This window comes from Rathayibacter iranicus NCPPB 2253 = VKM Ac-1602, from assembly GCF_003149025.1.
Taxonomy (GTDB): Bacteria; Actinomycetota; Actinomycetes; order Actinomycetales; family Microbacteriaceae; genus Rathayibacter; species Rathayibacter iranicus.
The window spans coordinates 366,305-386,992 of sequence record NZ_QGDV01000001.1 but is presented as its reverse complement, the minus strand read 5'-3'; the positions used below and the strand labels follow the sequence as shown (position 1 = coordinate 386,992).

Below are 20,688 nucleotides of genomic sequence, written 5' to 3'. Positions count from 1 at the left end.
GACGAGATCCCCTGCCGCGGCACGGGATCTCGTCCGTTCTCCCCTATTTCGGCGGAGTCGACTCCGCCCGAACGGCCACGAACGGAAGGTGACGGCGATGACGCTTGTCGCAGGAGTCGACTCGTCGACCCAGAGCTGCAAGGTGGTCGTCCGCGACCTCGACACCGGCGCCGTCGTGCGCACCGGACGGGCCAGTCACCCCGACGGCACCGAGGTCGACCCGGCTGCGTGGTGGGAGGCACTGCAAACAGCCCTCGCGGACGCCGGCGGACTCGATGACATCGCCGCGATCTCGATCGGCGGGCAGCAGCACGGCATGGTGGTCCTCGACAGCGAGGGGCAGGTCATCCGCCCCGCCCTGCTCTGGAACGACACCCGCAGCGCCCCCGCGGCCGCCGCCCTGATCGAGGAGCTTGGAGCCCAGGCGTGGGCCCAGCGCACCGGATCGGTACCCGTCGCCTCCTTCACCGCGACGAAGCTGCGCTGGCTGCGCGACACCGAACCCGAGAACGCGGGCCGCGTCGCCGCCGTCGCGCTCCCGCACGATTGGCTGACCTGGCGCCTCCTTGGCTACGGCCCCGACTCCGCCCGAGGACCGCAGCTCGACGCGCTGACCACCGACCGCTCCGATGCCTCCGGAACCTCGTACTGGGGCGCCGACGGCTACGACCTCGACCTGCTCGAGCGCGCGCTCGGCCACCGTCCACTGCTCCCCCGCGTGCTCGGCCCGTCGGAGGAAGCGGGCCGGACCGACGGCGGCCTCGTGGTCGGTCCCGGTGCGGGCGATAACGCGGGCGCCGCGCTCGGGCTCGGCGCAGGCCCTGGCGATGTGGTCGTCAGCATCGGCACGAGCGGCACGGTGTTCGCGGTAACGGACGAGCCGGTGCACGACGCCTCCGGAACCGTGGCCGGGTTTGCCGACGCGAGCGGACGCTTCCTGCCGCTCGTCGCGACGCTCAACGCGGCGCGCGTGCTGGCCTCGATCGCCGCGTTGCTCGGCAGCGACTTCGACGAGTTCGCCGCCCTGGCGCTCGAGGCGGAGCCGGGCGCGGGCGGGCTCGTGCTCGTCCCCTACTTCGAGGGCGAGCGCACTCCGAACCTGCCCGACGCGACGGCGAGCCTGCACGGGATGACCATCGCGTCGACCACGCGGCCGAATCTGGCGCGCGCGGCGATCGAGGGGATGCTCTGTGGGCTCGCGGACGGTCTCGACGCGGTCCGCGCGCACGGCGTCCAGGCGCGGCGCATCCTGCTGATCGGCGGTGCCGCGCAGAACCGGGCCGTGCAACTCTCGGCCTCGCAGGTGTTCGACGCCCCCGTGGTGGTGCCGACGCCCGGCGAGTACGTCGCCGACGGCGCCGCCGTGCAGGCCGCGTGGGCGCTGACCGGCTCGCGTCCAACCTGGACGATCACCTCGGTCGCCGAGCCGGCGCCGGACTACCGAGCGGTCATCCGCTCGCAATACGCCGCCGCCCGCAGCTAACCCGCGAAATGTCGCGAGATGTGTTCGGGCGGTCGAAATGCCCCGCCGTTCTCGGGGATCTCGACCGTCCGCAGCGATGTCGCGAGAAAGGTCCGCTGGACAGCATCTCGCGACATTTCGCGGACGCAAAACGGTCAGGACGTCAGCGCATCAACGTAGGCGCGGTGCTCGCCCACCCAGCCGTCGAGCGCGGCAGCTCGGTCACCCTTGCCAGCGTTAAACAGCGCATTCTCGAGGGAGGCGAGCGTCGTCGAGTCCATCCGGAAGTTTCGGATCCAGCGGCTCATTGTCGGATAATCGGCATCGAATGACGCCGAGCCGAAGGAGTGCAGGCTTTCCGCCTTGCCGAGCAGGCCCTTCGGGTCCGCGAGATTCTTCAGCGCAAAAACGTCATACGCCCAGTGCGGGCGCCAGAGTGTGACAGCGATGTTCTCACCGGCACGGGTCGCATTCGATAGCTCCTGCAGCATCGCCGGCGTGGAGGAGGTCAAATAGTCCATCCGCTCGAGCCCATATCCCGGAATGACGGCGTCGGTCATCGTCCGGTTCAAGCCGGAGCCCGGCTCGATGCCGATCAGACGATTCCCCACGACGCCCGGGTTCGCGGCGAGCTCCTCCAACGAGTTGATCGGGGCGTTCTCGTTCACCGCGACGGTGAGTTTCGCCTCGTCGTTCCATGCACCGAGATCGACAATCGAATCGCTGTGCTTCTCCACGTAGCTCGCGTGCGTCACCGGGAGCCAGGTGTCGAGGGCGAGGTCGTAGTCACCGGTCGACAGGCCCTGGAAGCCGGGTGCAACATCGGCGTTCTGCAGGGTGACAACGTAGCCCTTGGCCTCGAGCACGGACTCCCAGAGCGCCGAGACAGCGATGCCCTCGTCCCACCCCTGGAAGACAGCAATGGTGACCTCGGTGCGGTCGCCGTTATCGACCGAGGCCGCGGCGGCCGGAACGGCCAGCGTTGCTGCGCCGAGAGAGGCGACCAGCCCGATCGAGACGACGCCCACGGCCGCGCGGGTCGCGACTACGGCGCGCCGGTCGCGGGCTCGGGCGAGGCGTGCCGGCGATGGACTGCCGAGCGCTCCGGTCATCCGGTCGAGGATGACAGCCAGGATGACGACGGCGATACCGGCCTCGAACCCGAGCGCGATGTCGATCCGGTTGAGGCTTGCGACCACATCTCCCCCCAATCCCCCGGCGCCAACCATTCCCGCGATGACGACCATCGACAGCGACAGCATGATCACCTGATTGAGCCCCGCCAGGATCGACGGCAGCGCCAGCGGCAACTGGATCTGACGGAGGATGCGCCACCTCGACGAGCCGAACGACTCCCCCGCCTCGACCAGTTCCGGGTCGACGCCGCGGATGCCCAGTTCGGTCAGTCGCACGCCCGGCGCCATCGCGAAGACAATCGTCGCGACGATCCCCGGCACAACTCCGACGCGGAACAGGATCAGCGCGGGGATGAGGTAAACGAAGGCCGGCATCGTCTGCATCAGGTCGAGAACGGGCCGGATGACGGCCGACGCCGTCTGGTTGCGCGCGGCGAGCACGCCCAACGGCACGCTGAGAGCGATCGCAATGACGGAGGAGACGAGCACCAGCGCGAGCGAGTCCATCGCGTTGTCCCACTGGTCGACCCCGACGATCACCAAGAGGCCGACGGCCGTCGCGATCCCGAAGACCCAACCGCGGACGGCATAGGCGAGCACGGCAAGGAAAGCGACGATCACCCAGAAGGGCGGAGTGGCGAGCACGAGATCGACACCGGAGTAGAGGCCGCCGAAGACGGTGCGGAGCACATCGAAGAACGGCTGGAAGGTGTGGGTGAGCAGAGTGAAAGCGCCCTCCGCAGCGGCTCCGAGCGGGAGGCGAAAGCTGAGGCCGCTCATCGAGTGCCCCCCTCCGTCGCGAGCAGCGCATCGTCAACCGGTCCGCCCGTCGCATGCAGAGTCGCAGTGACGAGGCCGATCGGGAGCGCCGCGGGCGACTCCACGACGGGCTGCTCGCCCGTCTGCACGTTGCCGAGAGCGGCGAGCAGGGTCACCCGCGGGATCGCGCCGAGGAGCCGCCCCTCCGCGTCGACTACCGCGACCGGCAGAGCCGACTCGACGGCGGGCTCGATGACCTCGTGCAGCGCGGTGTCCGGAGCGACGGTGACGACGTCGGAGACCAGCACAGCCGAGAGGTCACTCACCCCGAGGCGGACCTGCTCGATCACATCGCTGTCGCGGACCGTCCCCAGCAGGCGGCGACCACTGCCGACCACGAACGCCGCCGACGTCTGCAGATCGCGCATGCTGCGCAGCGCCGCACGCGGGCCCGCGGAGAGCGTGACCACCGAGCGCGCCGGCTCCATCACGGCAGCGGCAGTGAGCACGCGAGCGCGATCGACGTCCTGAACGAATTGCGCGACGTAATCGGTGGCCGGATCGGTGAGGATCTCCTCCGGCGTGCCGATCTGAACGATGCGGCCATCGCGCATCACCGCGATGCGGTCGCCGAGGAACATCGCCTCGTTGAGGTCGTGCGTGATGAACACGATGGTCTTGCCAAGCTCGTGCTGCAACTCGATAAGTTGCTCCTGCATCTCGCGGCGGATCAACGGGTCGAGCGCCGAGAACGCCTCGTCCATCAGAACGATCCCCGTATCAGCGGCGAGAGCGCGGGCGAGGCCGACGCGCTGGCGCATGCCTCCCGAGAGTTGGTCGGGCGTCTTCTCGTGCCAGCCGGCGAGACCGGCGCGCTCGACGGCAAGCAGTGCGCGCTCGCGGCGCTCAGCGGCGGGTACACCCTGGATCTCGAGCGGATATGCGACATTGTCGAGCACCGTGCGGTGCGGGAGCAGCGCGAAGTGCTGGAAGACCATCGACACCGACGAGCGGCGGACGCGCCGCAGTTCGGCCGCGGAGACGCCGGTGATGGTGCTGCCCTCAATGAGGACCTCGCCGGCCGTCGGCTCCTGGAGGCCGTTGAGCATGCGAATGAGCGTGGACTTGCCCGAGCCGGAGAGGCCCATCACGACGAAGATCTCGCCGCGGCGGACCGAGAAGGAGGCGTCGATGACGGCCGCCGTTGCCTGGTCGAGTTCAGTGCGGTCAGCGCCTGCGCGCAGGCGGCGGACCGCCTCGTCGGGCTTGCGCCCGAACACCTTGAAGAGGCCGCGGGCCTCCAGAGCGGCGCCCGCCCCGCTCCGGGGCTCGCTGCTGATCTGCTGGTTCTGCTGCACGTACACTCCGTCGGCGCACAGGGGTGACGCCCTGCGCTCATCTCGTGGTGCCGGGTCGGGAGCGTGGGACAGTCGTCCGTCGAGCCTCTAGGTGCGCCCCGCCGCTCTGCGCGGCAGGGGTGGAGGCGATCCTCGTGCGTCCGAGGCGGCCTTGGGGCCACCTCCACTCCCGTTGACCGTACGCTCGCGGTGCGTCGTGGGGACGCCGTGCTAGCGCGGACCGGTTCATCGGGGTCCGTCAGGACCGCCGTCCACGGTAGCCGCGGAGTCGGCGGTCAGCAAACGTCAGCTGAGTGCGGGGTGATACCTGCATGCGGCATATTCGTGTAAACCGCTGGCTAGGGCGGGTTTTTCCGTGATGCGGGATTACCGTCCTGATGGCGCGAGGGGCGGCACCCGTGAGGCTGTCAACTTGAGGACGTGATGTCGCCAGTCGGGCCGGACGGGGCCGACGCGCCGACTCCGCTCACCGGCTCACCCTGCCAAGACACAAGCGACCACCCGGTCCCTGACCCCTCGAGCACGACGACGCCCGTATTGTCCAGCGGATGGTCGGAGACGAAGGTCGCATCAAGGTCCAACGAACGCAGTCCCACCCAGCAGCGGATGGCCGCACCATGGCTGACCAACGCGACAACCGCATGGCCGGTCGCCTCCGCCTCCCCGACCACCGCGTCGAAGCGCGCCGCGAATTCATCTCCCGTCTCTCCACCCGCGAGCCGGAGGGACGTCTCCCCGGCCGCCCAGCGGAACACCGTGCTCATGTACTCGTCGACCGATGCCGTGTCACCGCGCATCTCGAGATCGCCCGCCGCGATCTCGCGGATGTCGGCCCGCTCCATCGGCTCGAGCCTGAGAGTGGCGGCGAGCGGAGCGGCTGTCTCGTGGGTGCGGCGCATGGTCGAGACGAGGAGAGCGCCTATCCCCTCGTCGGCGAGCAGAGCGGGCAGCGCTTCGGCTTGGCGACGGCCAAGGTCGGTCAGGCCCGGTCCGGGAACGCGGGTGTCGAGGAGCCCTGCGACGTTGGAGGAAGTCTGCCCATGGCGGATCAGGAGGAGGCGCATCCGCCCACGGTAACGGCCACGAGCCGGGCTGCCGCGCTGATCTCACCGGCTCGGTGCGATCCGACCAACCGCAGTCCGTCGCGGGAGGATGCTTGTGGAGGCAAGCGAATAACTACCCGACCGCACCCGATCTAAGAACGCAAGTGCCCAGCGACGCTCAGCGACGAAGGACTCGTACGTCAGCAGCAAAATCTCTTGAACATAGTTATTGCCCCCGGGAGGAAACCACGTCTGCATCTGCGTGTCGAACGACTCGAGGAACTTACTACAAAATATCGTCGAGCAGACGAGCGAACTCGATTGCACCCGACGGTGTCACCTGAAACAGGTGACGACTTGGGCGGGTATCCTTCTTTTCAACTGCCACAACCGAAACGAATCTATCCTTTGACAGGCTCCTTAGCTGATTGTAAACGGATCCGCGCGCGATACTCGCCCACTGGTCAGCGTTCCAAGACTCAAGTTCTCGCTGGATTTCGTAGCCATGGACAGGCCGACGCAGCCGAACGACACCGAGGACAAGGAGTCTCGTGGACGAGATGGTCATTGACGTTCCTTCCTTGCCAGCCTGAGAGCAAATTGTTTCAAATTACCGCCGTGGAACGCCAACTCGCTGCACCGAGCGTGGAATGTTCCCGAGGCCCCGCCGTGGACTGCCGCGACCTCACCAACAGCCTCGCACCCGCGCTCCTTGAAACACGCGACGTCCTCCAACTTGACCCGCGACCGTGATGGGCAGCGAACCTCTTGACGAGCCAACTGTGATGAGGTATGGTCACTTCCGGCTAGACGCATTTGCTTAGTCGGGTAGATGTGGAGTGTGAGCGTGGAGAGGAATGCGGAATCGCGCTGGTACAGGCGGCAAGAGCGGTTGATAACTCTTATTGCCGTCATAGTGACGCTCGGAGGCTGGATCGCCGTCCTCGGATGGCTGCGGACGTGGTGGGCGGTCATTGCGTGCGTCGCATACAGCGGGATCTTGATCCAGTCGGTGTCGCGTTGGCGCAAGCGGCAAATTTCCCGCAAACGCTGAGAGCGCTGTTCACCAGTCTGCCATTACTTGTTAGCGAACCCGAAGATGAAGCACAAGCGCAGGGCAGTATGCAGGTTGGCAACTACTCGGCGGGATGGTCTCATGCGGCAGACTCCTGGACAGCAACCACTCCGACTCCATACAATGGATATGCCGGAATATCCCGGGGAATCCGGGCGGCCGGCGTCACAGAATTGTTCAGAACATTTGGGCGGACATCGGTACCACTGATTCCTGCGCCGGGCGGATCGACACTCTAGTCCAGGCAGTGAATCCGGAGGGACCTCTCTGGCGAACTGACTTTGGCGCGGCCAGTCGCAAGTCTATGTTCGACACTCTGGAACGTTGTGCCGTAGATATACGTCCGCTCATAGCCGACGAGCAAACCCGAGTAGGCAAAAGGCATTGCAGGAACTTGATCGTCAGTACGAATGACTGCTTTACGGCGTACGCGTATCCATTATCAGTTCTGCCGAATGCAACGGCAAAGCCAGCAGCTTCTTGGGGGAAGCGAAACGGTGCTTCCATCGAGGTCCTAGCGCCATGCGTAGCGATCGGAGGTAGCTCATCCGCGGGCATCCGCGGGGCGGCGTCCCTCAATCGACGGTTGAAGGCACACGTCGACGTCGGCACGCCGTTGTGCCGCTGGCGTCGCCGCTGACACCATGAAGCGGAGGCAGCCCCACACGAGGCGCCAGCACACGGACGGGACGGACGAACATGGTCACCGACAGCGGCTTCTCAAAGGACGAGCGTGCGGCGATAAAGGAGCGCTCAGCCGAGCTCCGAGCAGAGGCGAAGCGGCAGAAAAGTGCAGACAAGGCCGACGCCGACAGGAAGGACGCGGAGGCGGCGATTGCCGCGATGACCGACGTCGAGCGCCCGATCGCGCAGATGCTGCATGATGTCGTCGCCGAGTATGCGGCCGATCTGCTGCCCAAGACCTGGTACGGCTTCCCCGCCTATGCTCGCACCGACGGCAAGGCCATCGTCTTCTTCCAGCCCGGCGCCAAGTTCGGCACGCGCTACTCCACCCTGGGCTTCCAGGACGGCGCTCAGCTGGACGACGGCGCGATCTGGCCGACGGCCTACGCGCTCACCTCAGCTGACGACACGACCCGAGCGACCGTCGCGGAGCTGGTCCGCCGGGCAGCGGGAATCCCGGAGGCCTGACGAGCGCGCCCGTCGCTGAGCTGCCCGGATCGGCGCGCGACGCGCTAGTAAGCCCGTCCGGGCGGGCATCTCGCTGGCGGCCCGAGGGTCATCGCGGCCAGACGTCATGTGGCCGGTTCGGGCGGGAAACGCCCGCGAAACAGGCGCCGCTTAGCGTCGGGAGCATCGCCGTCCCGCGCTCAAAGGATCCCCATGCCCCGCCTCGCGTTCCCCGCCCCGCCCAGCGCCGAGTTGCACATTCACCTCGAGGGCACCATCGAGCCCGAGCACATCGTCGAGATGGCGCGGCGCAACGGGATTACCCTGCCGACAGAGGACCTTGACGCCCTGCGCGCCCGGTACGCGTTCACCGACCTCGCCTCGTTCCTGGAGCTGCACTACTCCAATCTCACCGTCCTGAAAACCGAGCGCGACTTCTTCGAGCTGGCGACCGGTTACCTCGACCGGGCGAAGGCAGCCAATGTCCGTCGGGCCGAACTCTTCTTCGATCCGCAGACTCACCTCGGCAACGGCGTGCCGCTGGAGACAGTGATGGCCGGGATCACTCGCGCCCTTGGCACCAGCGAGCAGACGCACGGAATCTCGACCGCACTGATTATGTGCTTCTTGCGCGATCTGGGGCCACAGGCCGCCGACGAGATGCTGACGACGATCCTGCCCTACCGCGAGCACATCCTCGGCGTGGGCTTGGACTCGAACGAGGTCGGCTGGGGTCCGGAGTTATTCGTTCAGGTTTACGCGCGCGCGGCCGCCGAGGGCCTGCGCCTGGTCGCGCACGCCGGCGAGGAAGGCGGACCCGAGACCGTCGCCGCGACGGTCGAGCTGCTGAAGGTGGAGCGGGTCGATCACGGCATCCGGGCAATGGAGGACCCGGAGGTCGTCGCGATGCTGCGCGAGCGGCGGATCCCCGTCACGGTCTGCCCGCTGTCGAACGTGGCGCTGCGGGCTGTCGACACGATGGCGGATCATCCGCTGCCCGCGATGCTGCGCGCGGGCCTCGTCGTCACTATCTCGAGCGACGACCCGCCGTACTTCGGTGGCTACGTGGATGAGAACTACCGCGCCCTGGTCGAGGACCTCGGGATGGACGACGCTCAGCTGGAGCAGCTGGCGCTCAACTCCTTCGATGCGGCGTTCATCACGGAGGAGGAGCGCGAGCGATGGCAGGCGGAGGTGCGCGCCCACTACCGTCGGTGAAGGCCGCCGGGAACCGTGGCGCTGTTCGCAATCGAGGTCACACATCCGCACACGCGCCCTCAACCGCCCTGCGCGCCGTATGGACCTCGGTAACGAACACTTCCGCGCCCCACTCTCGACGGAAGGCCCGCGCGACGGTGCGCTGACAGACACCTGTCGGACGAGGGCCTCCGCGTCTAGCGACCTTCGCGCCGGAAGCGCGCCTCTCGCCCGGCCACGTGGAGACCGACCCCGGTCGTCCCGGCGGCGAAGGCGGCGAGCACCCCGAGAAACGCAATCTCTACCCCAGAGCCGACGGCCACGGCCGCGACGATCAGCGCGATCACGGAGAGCGCGACAATTACGGCCCCAATCGTCTCCAGGATGCCGCGTCCGACCATGGCCCCAGCTTGGGGGCGCCGCCCGCTCCGCGCAAGGCGCATCACACCGTCCACGTCCCACCCCGCACTCTCGCTCCGGTCGCCCTGGGCGCCACTCCCGCGGGTCGCGCTCAGCGTTGCTGAATGCGGTGCGTGGATAGTCCGAGCACGACGCCTGCTTCGGCGTGGCTGTCACGGTCGTCAACCCCAGGGCTCGCGACTGTCGACACACTCGGAGCACGGACGGCGCCGCCGCGCACCCCCTCGCCCGCCACCACACCCCTGCTTAGGCTCGGTCCCGTGACAGCGCAGACCCAGAGAGCGCAGACGGACGTACTCGTGGTCGGCGGCGGTCCTGTCGGCCTCCTCCTCGGCGCGCTCCTCGCTCGCTCCGGAGTCGCCGTGCAGGTATGGGAGCGGCGCTCCTCGGTGCCACACGGCTCGCGGGCGATCGGCATCCACCCGCCCTCGCTCGACGCCTTCGCCGCGATCGGCGCCGACGCGCCCGTGCTTGCCGAAGCCGCTCTGGTACGAGAAGGCGTCGCCCGCAGCCGTGGCCGCACTCTCGGTACACTCTCGTTCGCGCGCGTCTCCACCACGCACCCCTACGTCGTCACGCTTGACCAGCACCGAACCGAGGCGATCCTGCGCGACCGGCTGCACCTCGCGGCTCCGGAGGCACTGCGCCCCGGCCTCGCTCTGACCGGCCTGCACCGGCACGAACGGTCCATCGAGGCGACGGGCTCCGGCCCCAGCGGTGAGCCGGTCGCCGTCCGCGCTGCCTTCGTCGTCGGAGCCGACGGTGCCCGCAGCACCGTGCGCGACCTGCTCGGCCTCCGTAGCACCGGCCACGACTATCCGGACCGCTACGTGATGGGCGACTTCGCCGATCCCGAGCCCGCTGCCCTGAGCGCCACCGCGCTGGTCGATGTCGGCCCACGGGGCGTCGTCGAGTCGTTCCCTTTGCCGAATGGTCGGCGGCGTTACGTCGCGCTGAGCGGACCCGATCGCTCCCTTGGCGCCCCTGCGTGGCGACCCGAGGAGGCCCCCGATCAGGACGCGGCACGCGCCCTGGCCGCCGCGGTCCGCGAGCGGACGGGGGCCGAGGCGGATCCGGCGACGTGCAGTATGTTGAGCGGATTCCGAGTGCGTCGGCGTGAGAGCGAGCGGATGGGTGTCGGCCGGGTCGTGCTCCTTGGCGACGCCGCGCACGAAATCAGCCCCATCGGCGGGCAGGGCATGAATCTCGGCTGGCTCGACGCGGCCGAGCTAGCTCCTCTACTGGTCGGCGCGATCCGCGACGGAGCCGTCGGCCTATGGCCCGACTTCGCCCGCCGACGGACGGTGGCGGCTCGTCGCGCAGCTCGGCAAGCGGAGGCGAACATGGCGCTCGGACGCCCGGCCGGCCCACTCGCTCACCGGGGCCGCGAGGCGCTCCTGCGCACCGCCCTCGCGCTGCCGACCGCCGATGTCCTGGCGCGCGTGTACGCGATGCGCTGGTCCTGAACGATCGCGCCGCTTAGGCGACCAGCCGAGCCCCAGCCAACCCGAGCTCGCCGACCAACACCAGCGACGCGACGATGACCAGCCGGAAGAGGGTGCGCGTTGGTGGCCCAGTGAGCACCAGGCGAATGCCCGCTCCTGCCAGAGCGATCACCGCGACGGCCCCCAGGACCGCCAGCACGTCTCCCGCGCCGCGCGCGTGCTCGCCGCCGAGCAGCTGCCCGCCGAGCACGAGCAGCGCCGCAACCACGAGCGAGCCGAACGCGACCACTCCCGAGACCCGCAGGCCCAGTCGGTGCGGGAAGCCGCGCACCCCCGTCGCCTCGTCGTCGACCAGATCGGGGAGCACGTTGGTGCAGTGGATCGCGACGCCGAACACCGCTCCGGTCGCCATTGCCCACCAGGCCGGAAGCCGCCCGTCGCCGGCCGCCACCGCAACCACCGGCAGCAGGCCGAACGCCACCACGAAGGGAGCGACGGACCACGCCGTGCGCTTCAGCCCCGCGTCGTAGGCCCAGCCCGCCCCGACCAGCACCACGTGCGCGGTCGACGCGACCGGCCCGAGCGGTAGCGAGAGCACCACGGCCGCGGCCGCCGTGCCGAGAGCCGCCCCGCGCACCACAGCCACGCTGATCAGCCCCTGCGCGACCGGCTTATCGGTGCGCCCCACCGCGCGGTCGCGGTCGGCGTCGATCCAATCGTTCGCCAGGCCGATCGAGAGCTGTCCCATGAGCACGGCGAACGCGACCAGCACCACCATGCCGAGCGGATGCCCAGAGGCTGCGGCAATGACTGTCGCCAACACGGTGACCGTCACGGTCGGTCCGGGATGTGATGAGGCCAGCAGGAGTCGCACCCGGGACGTCATTGCGCCAGCCTACGGTCGCCGCGCCGCCGAGTGGCGTCAGCCCCTCGGCGAGCGTCGGGCCGCGCGCTCGGCGAAGGCGTCGAGCGCGCGGAACAGCGATCCATAGCCGAGAGCGGCGGGGACAGTTCGTCGCGCGCAGGACACCGACGAGCACGTCGGCTCGGTCCGTACCGATGCGTCGTCGGTATGCCGACACTGCGTCACCCGCCCCGGGAATGACCCGGCGTGGGGCACGGTTGGACCACCCGGCACACTGACTTAGGAAGAAGGCTTTCGGTGGATCTCGTGCACTGGCTGTTCGACGCGCGGATCGTCCTCGGCGATCAAACCGTGCTCTGGCGGGAAGTCATCGGCAACGTCTTCGGGCTTCTCAGCGCGCTCGGCGGGATGCGCCGGAAAGTCTGGGCGTGGCCCGTCGGCCTCATCGGCAACGTGCTGCTCTTCACCGTCTTCATGGGCGCCCTCTTCGGCACGCCGAACCCCGTCAACCTGCTCGGCCAAGCGGGGCGCCAGGTGATGTTCATCCTCGTCAGCGTCTACGGCTGGTACCGATGGACGCACCGCCCCGACGACTCCGCGACCCAGATCGAGCCGCGCTGGGCGTCCTGGCGCACCCGTGGTCTGCTGGTGCTCGGGATGGTCGGCGGAACCGCGGTGCTGACCCCCGTGTTCCGCGCGCTCGGCTCCTACGAGCCCGTCTGGAGCGACGCCTGGATCTTCGTCGGCTCTGTCCTCGCCACCTACGGCATGGCCAAGGGCTGGGTCGAGTTCTGGCTCATTTGGGTGGCGGTCGACCTGGTTGGCGTGCCCCTGCTGTTCTCGGCCGGCTACTACGCCTCGGGGCTGATGTACGTGTTTTATGGTGCGTTCACCCTGGTCGGCTTCTTCGTCTGGATGCGTCAGGGCACCCGCCCGTCCGCGGCTCCGGTCACCGTCGGCTAGCTCTAGCAGTCCCCTGCGGGCGTGCCCGTGCGGGCCGCTCCGTCGGTGGTCCAACGGGAGCGGCTCTCCCTTGCAGAGACGGACGTCATGGCGTCCCTCGTCTCCTTCAGCCGCACCTCCGCCGGCTTCATGGACGCCGAACTCGCCGCGCTGCTCGCCCAGTGTCGACAGCGCCGAGCGCGACGGGTAGCGACGATAGCTCCGATATGGTGAGGACGTGATCACCGGAGAGTTGAAGACCAAGATCGATCGGGTCTGGGATGCGTTCTGGTCCGGGGGCATCTCGAATCCGCTCGAGGTGATCGAGCAGATCACCTACCTGCTGTTCGTGCGCCGGCTCGACGACCTGCAGACGCTCGCCGAGAGGAAGGCGCGCGTCACGGGCGGTAAAGTCGAGCGGTCGATTTACCGGCGGGGGCAAGAGCACCTGAGGTGGAGCCGTTTCAAGAACGACGACCCCGAAGTCATGTGGGACGTTCTCGGCAACGGTGTCTTCCCGTTCTTGCGCACCCTCGGCGGTGACGGCTCGACCTACGGCGAGCACATGCGCGACGCCCGCTTCACCATCCCGACGCCCGCGTTGCTGTCGCGGGTGGTCGACATGCTCGACGACATCCCCATGGCCGAGCGCGACACCAACGGTGACCTATACGAGTACCTTCTGTCGAAGATCGCCTCCGCGGGAGTAAACGGGCAGTTCCGCACTCCGCGGCACATCATCGAGCTGATGGTCGCGATGATGGCGCCCCAGCCGGCCGACGAAATCTGCGATCCCGCGTGCGGCACGGCCGGATTCCTCGTCGCCGCGTCGGAGTACGTGCGGCGCGAGCACCCGGGCGTCTTGACGAACGCGGCACAGCGCTCGCACTTCCACACGAGCATGTTCCACGGGTTCGACTTCGACTCGACCATGCTGCGCATCGGCAGCATGAACATGCTGCTCCACGGCATCGAGGCGCCCGACATCCGCTACCGCGACTCGCTCTCCGAGGGCGCGAGCGACGACGCCGAGCGATACACGCTGATCCTCGCCAACCCGCCCTTCGCGGGCTCGCTCGACTACGAGTCGACGTCGAAGGATCTACAGCGCATCGTGAAGACCAAGAAGACCGAACTGCTCTTCGTCGCCCTGTTCCTGAAGCTGCTGAAGCCCGGCGGCCGTGCGGCCGTGATCGTGCCCGACGGTGTGCTGTTCGGCTCGTCAACCGCGCACAAGGCGTTGAGGCGAATGCTCGTGGAGGACCAGAAGCTCGACGCGGTCGTCAAGCTCCCGTCCGGCGTCTTCCGCCCCTACGCGGGAGTCTCGACCGCGATCCTGTTCTTCACGAAGACGGATTCCGGCGGCACCGACGACGTCTGGTTCTATGATGTGCACGCCGACGGCTTCTCCCTCGATGACAAGCGCAACCCGATCGAAGCGAACGACCTGCCGGACGTGCTCACCCGCTGGGCAGACCGCCGCACCAGCGAACGCGAGCGGACCCGCACCGACCAGTCGTTCACAGTGTCCAAGGCGGACATTGCCGCTCAGGGCTACGATCTCTCCCTCAACCGCTACAAGGAGATCGTCCACGACGAGGTCGAGCACCGGCCACCTCTCGAGATCATCGCCGATATTGAAGCCCTGGAAACAGAGATCGTGGACGGGCTCGCCGAGCTGAAGGCGATGCTCGCATGAAGTCCGCGCGACTCGGCGACGTTGCGCTCATTCAGCGTCAATCAGTTGACCCGAGTAAAATTGACCCGAACACGATCTATATCGGACTCGAACATCTTGAACGAGGTGGCCGAATAATTGGACATGACACAGTCGGCAACGCCGAACTAGCCAGCTCAAAGTTCATTTTTTCAGCTCGACACCTACTTTATAGCAAGCTTCGCCCGAATCTCGGTAAAATCAGCAGACCGAATTTTAGCGGTGTCTGCAGTACAGATATCCTGCCCGTGCTTCCCGGATCGCAATTGAACCGCGATTATCTCGCGCACTATCTCGCGCAGCCATCAATGGTCAACTTTGCCTCGTCCCGAGCTGCTGGCGCCAACTTACCTAGGCTAAGCCCAGCGACTCTCGATGAATTCGAGATTCCCCTGCCGCCGCTCGAGGAGCAGCGGCGAATCGCCGCGATCCTCGACCACACCGACGCGCTGCGCGCCAAGCGCCGCCAGGTGCTCACCCACCTCGACTCGCTTGCGCACGCGCTCTTCAATGAGGCTCTTAAGGCTTCAACCGCGTGCGACACCGCTTTGGGCGACGTCGCGAGATTTGCCGGCGGTGCTTCGCTTCCTCCCGGCGAGCCGTTTGCTGGCCAGCCAGGCGGAACACTGCTCATGAAAGTCTCCGACATGAACTCCTCTGGTAACGAACGCACTATTCTGAAAACGGCCCTCTGGACTGATCGCGCGGTACCCGCAAGCTCAACGGTCGAAGCCGGAGCTGTCGTCCTGCCGAAAAGGGGAGCGTCAATCGCGACAAATAAAAAGCGCGTTGTCACGCGGCGAACGACGCTCGACCCGAATTTGATGGGCGTGACTCCCATTAATGATCGACTGACTTCCGACTACATTTTCGCTTGGCTAAACGCGTTCGATCTTGCTTCGATCACGAGCGGAAGCTCTGTTCCGCAGCTCAACAAGCAGGACTTGGCGCCGTTGCTATTCCCCCTCCCGAGCCGAGCGGATCAGCTGCAATTCTCAGCGCGCATCGGTCCTGTCGAGCTCGCGCGAACTCGAAGTCAACTCTCGCTCGCCATCGCGGACAAGCTCTTTGCGTCGCTTCAAAAGCGTGCATTTAGGGGTGAAATTTGACTGCGAACTTCGACTTCGTGCGGCACGCATGGCCGAACGTTTACGCTGACGCCTCCCGCGCAGAGTCCTACCTGTCGAGCGATCCGCGGTCCGCGTGCTTCTACAGCCGACGCGCGGTGGAGCAGCTCGTCGGCCACCTGTACGAGGTGCTCAATCTGCCGGTCCCGTATCAGGACGACCTCGCCGCGCGCATCAATGACGCCGGCTTCGCGCGGGTCGCCGGAGTGGGGATCGCGCAGAAGCTAAACCTGATCCGCAAGCTGGGCAACCAGGCGGTACACGCGCAGCAGCCGGTCCGACCCGACATCGCGCTCGCGGCGCTGCGCGAATTGCACCATGTGCTGGTGTGGGCGGTGTTCCGGCATTCGGCGCATCCGGCGGGCGTACCGACGGGCGCGAAGTTCGATCCCGCTCTCGCGGCACGAGCGGCACCGCTCACGCGCGAAGACGTGCAGCGGCTCGCGGCGAAGTTCGCCGCTCAGGACGAAGCCCACGCCAGGGCACTCGCGGACCGGGACGAGCTCGCGGCCCAGCAGGCGGCGGAGATCGAGCAGTTGCGGGCGCAGGTGGCCGCGGCTCAGGCGGCGAATCACGCATCCGACGACCACGACTACTCCGAAGCCGAGACCCGCGACCTGTTCATCGACGTGCTGTTGGCCGAGGCGGGCTGGCCGCTCACCGAGCCGCGCGATCGCGAGTTCGAGGTCGCCGGAATGCCGAACGGGCCGGGAGTCGGGTTCGTCGACTACGTGCTGTGGGGAAGTGACGGGCTGCCGCTCGCGGTCGTCGAGGCGAAGCGCACGACGAAGAGCGCGCAGGTCGGGCAACAGCAGGCGAAGCTCTACGCCGACTGCCTTGAAGCGGCATACGGGCGACGGCCGGTCGTGTTCTTCACGAACGGGTACGAGCACTGGCTGTGGGACGACGCGGCCGGGTACCCCCCGCGTCAGGTCGCCGGATTCTTCACGCGCAGCGAGCTTGAGCTGATGATTCAGCGCCGCTCGACCCGCCTGCCGCTCTCCGGTGCCGCGGTAAGTCCGGACATCGCTGGCCGCCACTACCAGGTACGGGCTATCCGTGCGGTCGGGGATGCGTTCGATCGACAGCAACGACAGGCGCTGCTGGTCATGGCGACGGGGTCCGGCAAGACGCGGACGGTCATCGCGCTGGCCGATCAGCTGATGAAGGCGAACTGGGCCAAGCGCATCCTGTTCCTCGCCGACCGAACCGCGTTGGTGAAGCAGGCGGCGAATGCGTTCAAGGCTCACCTGCCCGGCGCCGCGACGGTGAACCTGGTGACCGAGCGGAATGCTGAGGGGCGCGTCTACGTGTCCACGTATCCGACAATGATGAATCTCATCGACCACATGAGCGACGGCGAGGGCACACCGACGCGGCGCTTCGGGCCCGGATTCTTCGACCTGATCGTTATCGATGAAGCGCACCGCTCGATCTATCAGAAGTACGGTGCGATCTTCGACTGGTTCGACGCGCTGCTCGTCGGCCTGACGGCGACGCCGAAGGACGAGGTCGACCACAACACGTACCGCCGGTTCCACCTCGAAGACGGAGTACCGACGGACGCCTACGGGCTCGACGAGGCGGTCGCTGAAGGCTTCCTGGTGCCGCCGCGCGGCGTCTCGGTCGGTACCCGCTTCCTGCGCCAGGGCATCCGCTACGACGACCTCAGTGACGAGGAGAAGGACGACTGGGACGCGCTCGACTGGGGTGGTGGAGGAACACCGACCACGGTCGATGCGGAGGAAGTGAACCGTTTCCTCTTCAACGAGGACACCGTCGACAAGGTGCTGGCGACCCTGATGACGCGCGGATACAAGGTCGCCGGCGGCGACCGGCTCGGCAAGACCATTGTGTTTGCGAAGAACCAGGCGCACGCCGAATTTATCCAGCGCCGCTTCGACGAGCAGTACCCCGAACACGCTGGACACTTCGCGCGCGTCATCACCCACGGCACCCCGTACGCGCAAAACCTGATCGATGAGTTCTCGATTGCCGACCACGCGCCGCACATCGCGATCTCGGTCGACATGCTCGACACCGGCATCGACGTGCCCGAGATCGTGAACCTGGTCTTCTTCAAGCCGGTGCGGTCGAAGTCGAAGTTCTGGCAGATGATCGGCCGCGGCACGCGGCTGCGCCCCGACCTCTTCGGCGAGGGCCAGCCCAAGCAGGACTTTCTGGTCTTCGATTTCTGCGGCAACCTTGAGTTCTTCAGCCAGGACCTGCCCGGGAGCGAGGGCTCGAACCAGAAGTCCCTCACCCAGCGATTGTTCGAGGCCCGGCTCGGGCTGATCACCGCGCTTGACCGAGCGCAGATCGACAGCGAGTTGCGCACGTCAGCCGCCGACATCCTGCACGAGATCGTCGCGGGAATGAACATCGATAACTTTCTCGTACGCCCAGAGCGGCGCTGGGTGGAGCAGTTCGCCGACTCGGCTGCCTGGGACGCGCTGACCCTCGAGGACGCAGCCGATGTGCTCGCGCACCTGGCCGGCCTGCCGTCGAGCGTGACGGACGACGACGTCGATGCAAAACGCTTCGACCTGTTGATCCTGCGCAGGCAACTCGCGCAGCTCGACGGCGACCTGATCGCCGCCGACCGCATCCGCCAGCAGGTCCAGGCGATCGTGACGGCGCTGCTAGCCAAATCAGCGATTCCATCGGTCGCAGAACAGCTCGTGCTGCTGGAAGAGGTCGCCAGCGAGGACTGGTGGGTCGACGTGACCCTCGGCATGCTCGAGGCCGCACGGCTACGCATCCGCTCGCTCGTGCGCTTCGTGCCGAACGTCACTCGACCGCGCGTGTACACCGACTTCATCGACGAACTCGGTGACGCGACCGAGATCCTGTTGCGTCAAACCACCCCGGGCACCGACCTCGAGCGATTTCGCGCTAAGGCGGCCGCCTACCTGCGGCAGCACGAGGACCACCTGGCGCTGCAGCGCCTGCGCCGCAATCGGCAGCTCACGCCCGATGACCTGAGCGCCCTTGAATCGATGCTGCTCGCAAGTGGAGCGGGCTCGAAGGCCGACATCGACCTGGCCACCGAACAGGCGCACGGGCTCGGACCATTTATCCGCTCCCTCGTCGGCTTGGATCGGGAGGCAGCGCTAGAGTCCTTTGCACGCTTCCTCGATGGGTCGCGTTTCTCCATTGATCAGATCCGATTCATTCATCTGATCGCTGATGAGCTCACCGCGAACGGTCTGATGGACGCGGGGCGCCTCTACGAATCGCCCTACACGGACCATGCCCCGAGCGGTATCGACTATCTCTTCGACGAATCCGACGTGACCGTCATCGTTGAGATTCTCCACGATGTTAATGCTCATGCCCGGCCCGAGATCGTTGCCTAAATGCGCCAGAGTTCCGTTTGACGATCCCGATTCGGGAGGGGTTCGGCCGCGCTGGCGTCGATAATGCCGGCCACGTCGAGCCGCTAGATGTTTACGCTCCTCTGCACGAACGCACCTACCTCTCCCATGCCGAAGCCGCATGTTTACATACAACTCGACAAGCTCGCAGAACGTGTCCCCCGATCGTTGAGGGTCGGAGATCGACGACGACTGAGCGGGCGTTCTCGGCTGCAACGACAGACTAATTCGTCTGGCTCATCGACGATCCCGATCCGCGCGGCGCCGCGGGAGCCCGAACTCCCCTCCTGGCCCGCGCGCCTCATACGCCTCCCAGCCGGCCGAGCATCCGTCGGCAAGCCCCCGCGCCGCGGGACGTAAAGTGTGCTCACATGCGCCCGCGGACGGGTGTGCGGCCTGTGACGGGCGCCCCGGTCCGGCGTCGGAGGCGCCGATCACAGAGAGTCGCGGTACCCGATGCCGGAAGACAAGCCCGCGACCCGGGCGCCGAGCATCTACGACGTCGCTCGCGCGGCCGGAGTCTCGCATCAGACCGTCTCGCGCGTCCTTAACGATCACCCGAGCCTGCGACCTGAGACGAAGAAGCGCGTCCTCGACGTGATGGCCGAACTCGACTATCGCCCCAACCTGGCCGCCCGCGCCCTGGTGACCAGCCGCACCCGCACAATCGGTGTGCTCTCGTCGCAGAGCCTCCAGTACGGCCCGGCCTCCAGCATCCAGGCCATCGAGGTGGCCGCACGCGACGCCGGCTACCTCGTCGTCACCGCCAACGTCGACGGCACCGACGAAGCGTCCATCCAGGCCGGGATCCGGCACCTGCTCAATCAGGCGATAGAGGGCCTCGTGGTCATCGCTCCGCAGATCCGAGTCTTCGATATCCTCTCCCAGGTCGCGCTGCGTATCCCGCACGTGACGCTGCAGACCAGCGAGAATGACCGCGACAACGTCCTTTACGTCGACCAGATAGCCGGCGCCCGTCTCGCGACCGCCCACCTCATCGACCTTGGTCACACCGAGATCGTGCACCTTGCCGGCCCGCAGGACTGGATCGAAGCGGAGGCGCGGATGCGCGGCTACCTTGCCGAACTCGACCATCGCTCCATCCCGCTGCGGTCACCGCTGCTCGGCGACTGGAGCGCCGAGCGCGGGCACAGGGTCGGCCACGAACTCGCGCGCTTCATCGACTTCACCGCTGTCTTCTCGGCCAACGACCAGATGGCGCTGGGCCTGATGAACGCGTTCCACGAACGCGGCGTTCGCGTGCCCGAGGACGTCAGCGTCATCGGCTTCGACGACATCCCCGAGGCGGCGTTCTACTGGCCGCCGCTGACTAGCATCCGCCAGGACTTCGTCGAGCTCGGCCGTCGCTGCGTCGCGACACTGCTCAGCCTGATCGAGGGTGAGCGAGCGGAGGCGTCCCCGCCGATCGCGCCGCTGTTGGTCGTCCGCGGGTCCACCGCCGCCCCGCGCTCCGCCGTCCTACCCGCCGCCCGTTGACCTGGCCCAGGCACCCCGTCGGCCGTTACCGAGTCGAGACGTCTGCGTTGACAAGACCGGTGCCAGCCGGGCTAGCATGACGAAATGTGATCGCTCACATCAGCGTCACAGCACCGTCCCGATTCTGAGGGCGGCCC

The 20,688-nt window shown here is 67.1% G+C and carries 15 protein-coding genes; 9 read left to right on the top strand and 6 right to left on the bottom strand.

Annotation, left to right across the window (positions count from 1 at the left end; genetic code table 11):
- Nucleotides 1–97: 97 nt before the first annotated feature.
- Nucleotides 98–1,483, top strand: a complete 1,386-nt coding sequence (gene xylB, locus B0H03_RS01900) for a xylulokinase (protein WP_104266454.1) — start codon at nucleotides 98–100, stop codon at nucleotides 1,481–1,483.
- Between the two features lie 134 nt (nucleotides 1,484–1,617).
- On the opposite strand, the gene B0H03_RS17315 is transcribed toward xylB, so the two are convergent.
- The 4 genes from B0H03_RS17315 to B0H03_RS17390 form a co-directional block, all read right to left on the bottom strand.
- The gene (locus tag B0H03_RS17315) at nucleotides 1,618–3,378 is read right to left on the bottom strand and encodes an ABC transporter permease/substrate binding protein (protein WP_104266449.1); all 1,761 of its coding nucleotides are present in this window, start codon (nucleotides 3,376–3,378) and stop codon (nucleotides 1,618–1,620) included.
- Nucleotides 3,375–4,715, bottom strand: coding sequence for a quaternary amine ABC transporter ATP-binding protein (locus B0H03_RS01890; RefSeq protein ID WP_241560483.1), 1,341 nt, complete (start codon nucleotides 4,713–4,715; stop codon nucleotides 3,375–3,377). The genes B0H03_RS17315 and B0H03_RS01890 overlap by 4 nt, the downstream gene beginning before the upstream one ends.
- A 407-nt stretch (nucleotides 4,716–5,122) precedes the next feature.
- Entirely contained in the window at nucleotides 5,123–5,779 is a 657-nt protein-coding gene (locus B0H03_RS01885) for a histidine phosphatase family protein (protein ID WP_104266448.1), read from the bottom strand.
- Nucleotides 5,780–6,044: 265 nt separating this feature from the next.
- Nucleotides 6,045–6,326, bottom strand: a complete 282-nt coding sequence (locus B0H03_RS17390) for a PadR family transcriptional regulator (protein WP_104266447.1) — start codon at nucleotides 6,324–6,326, stop codon at nucleotides 6,045–6,047.
- A gap of 1,206 nt (nucleotides 6,327–7,532) precedes the next feature.
- Here B0H03_RS17390 and B0H03_RS01870 point away from each other — a divergent pair.
- Together B0H03_RS01870 and B0H03_RS01865 are read left to right on the top strand one after the other, a co-directional pair.
- A complete protein-coding gene (locus B0H03_RS01870; RefSeq protein WP_104266445.1) occupies nucleotides 7,533–7,985 on the top strand; it encodes a hypothetical protein in 453 nt (150 codons plus the stop codon).
- Between the two features lie 192 nt (nucleotides 7,986–8,177).
- Complete coding sequence (locus B0H03_RS01865; protein ID WP_104354049.1) at nucleotides 8,178–9,182, top strand: adenosine deaminase; 1,005 nt, start codon at nucleotides 8,178–8,180, stop codon at nucleotides 9,180–9,182.
- 176 nt (nucleotides 9,183–9,358) lie between these two features.
- On the opposite strand, the gene B0H03_RS01860 is transcribed toward B0H03_RS01865, so the two are convergent.
- Nucleotides 9,359–9,562 carry a hypothetical protein gene (locus tag B0H03_RS01860; RefSeq protein WP_104266434.1) on the bottom strand — a complete coding sequence of 68 codons (204 nt, stop codon included), beginning with the start codon at nucleotides 9,560–9,562 and terminating at the stop codon, nucleotides 9,359–9,361.
- Nucleotides 9,563–9,841: 279 nt separating this feature from the next.
- On the opposite strand from B0H03_RS01860, the gene B0H03_RS01855 reads away from it, so the two are divergent.
- Nucleotides 9,842–11,047, top strand: coding sequence for an FAD-dependent oxidoreductase (locus tag B0H03_RS01855; RefSeq protein WP_243411136.1), 1,206 nt, complete (start codon nucleotides 9,842–9,844; stop codon nucleotides 11,045–11,047).
- A 13-nt stretch (nucleotides 11,048–11,060) separates the two neighbouring features.
- Here the strand turns inward: B0H03_RS01855 and B0H03_RS01850 are convergent, their stop codons facing one another.
- Complete coding sequence (locus B0H03_RS01850) at nucleotides 11,061–11,912, bottom strand: UbiA family prenyltransferase (protein WP_104266432.1); 852 nt, start codon at nucleotides 11,910–11,912, stop codon at nucleotides 11,061–11,063.
- 276 nt (nucleotides 11,913–12,188) lie between these two features.
- Here B0H03_RS01850 and pnuC point away from each other — a divergent pair, with 276 nt between their 5' ends.
- The 5 genes from pnuC to B0H03_RS01825 all read left to right on the top strand — a co-directional run bounded on the left by pnuC (nucleotide 12,189) and on the right by B0H03_RS01825 (nucleotide 20,551).
- Complete coding sequence (gene pnuC, locus B0H03_RS01845; protein ID WP_104266431.1) at nucleotides 12,189–12,854, top strand: nicotinamide riboside transporter PnuC; 666 nt, start codon at nucleotides 12,189–12,191, stop codon at nucleotides 12,852–12,854.
- Between the two features lie 217 nt (nucleotides 12,855–13,071).
- On the top strand, nucleotides 13,072–14,532 hold the full coding sequence (locus B0H03_RS01840) for a type I restriction-modification system subunit M (RefSeq protein WP_104266430.1): 1,461 nt from the start codon (nucleotides 13,072–13,074) through the stop codon (nucleotides 14,530–14,532).
- Nucleotides 14,529–15,659, top strand: a complete 1,131-nt coding sequence (locus B0H03_RS01835) for a restriction endonuclease subunit S (RefSeq protein WP_104266429.1) — start codon at nucleotides 14,529–14,531, stop codon at nucleotides 15,657–15,659. The genes B0H03_RS01840 and B0H03_RS01835 overlap by 4 nt, the downstream gene beginning before the upstream one ends.
- Nucleotides 15,656–19,036: a DEAD/DEAH box helicase family protein gene (locus tag B0H03_RS01830; RefSeq protein ID WP_104266428.1), complete on the top strand. Its 3,381-nt coding sequence runs from the start codon at nucleotides 15,656–15,658 to the stop codon at nucleotides 19,034–19,036. Before B0H03_RS01835 ends, B0H03_RS01830 begins: the two co-directional genes overlap by 4 nt.
- Before the next feature lie 474 nt (nucleotides 19,037–19,510).
- Nucleotides 19,511–20,551, top strand: coding sequence for a LacI family DNA-binding transcriptional regulator (locus tag B0H03_RS01825; RefSeq protein ID WP_104354418.1), 1,041 nt, complete (start codon nucleotides 19,511–19,513; stop codon nucleotides 20,549–20,551).
- Nucleotides 20,552–20,688: the final 137 nt, after the last annotated feature.

Coding starts and splice junctions, on each gene's coding strand:
- B0H03_RS01835 (WP_104266429.1), top strand. CDS start 14,529: ATGAAGTCCGCGCGACTCGGCGACGTTGCGCTCATTCAGCGTCAATCA.
- B0H03_RS01865 (WP_104354049.1), top strand. CDS start 8,178: ATGCCCCGCCTCGCGTTCCCCGCCCCGCCCAGCGCCGAGTTGCACATT.
- B0H03_RS17315 (WP_104266449.1), bottom strand. CDS start 3,378: ATGAGCGGCCTCAGCTTTCGCCTCCCGCTCGGAGCCGCTGCGGAGGGC.
- B0H03_RS01885 (WP_104266448.1), bottom strand. CDS start 5,779: ATGCGCCTCCTCCTGATCCGCCATGGGCAGACTTCCTCCAACGTCGCA.
- B0H03_RS01850 (WP_104266432.1), bottom strand. CDS start 11,912: ATGACGTCCCGGGTGCGACTCCTGCTGGCCTCATCACATCCCGGACCG.
- xylB (WP_104266454.1), top strand. CDS start 98: ATGACGCTTGTCGCAGGAGTCGACTCGTCGACCCAGAGCTGCAAGGTG.
- B0H03_RS01860 (WP_104266434.1), bottom strand. CDS start 9,562: ATGGTCGGACGCGGCATCCTGGAGACGATTGGGGCCGTAATTGTCGCG.
- B0H03_RS01870 (WP_104266445.1), top strand. CDS start 7,533: ATGGTCACCGACAGCGGCTTCTCAAAGGACGAGCGTGCGGCGATAAAG.
- B0H03_RS01825 (WP_104354418.1), top strand. CDS start 19,511: ATGCCGGAAGACAAGCCCGCGACCCGGGCGCCGAGCATCTACGACGTC.
- B0H03_RS17390 (WP_104266447.1), bottom strand. CDS start 6,326: ATGACCATCTCGTCCACGAGACTCCTTGTCCTCGGTGTCGTTCGGCTG.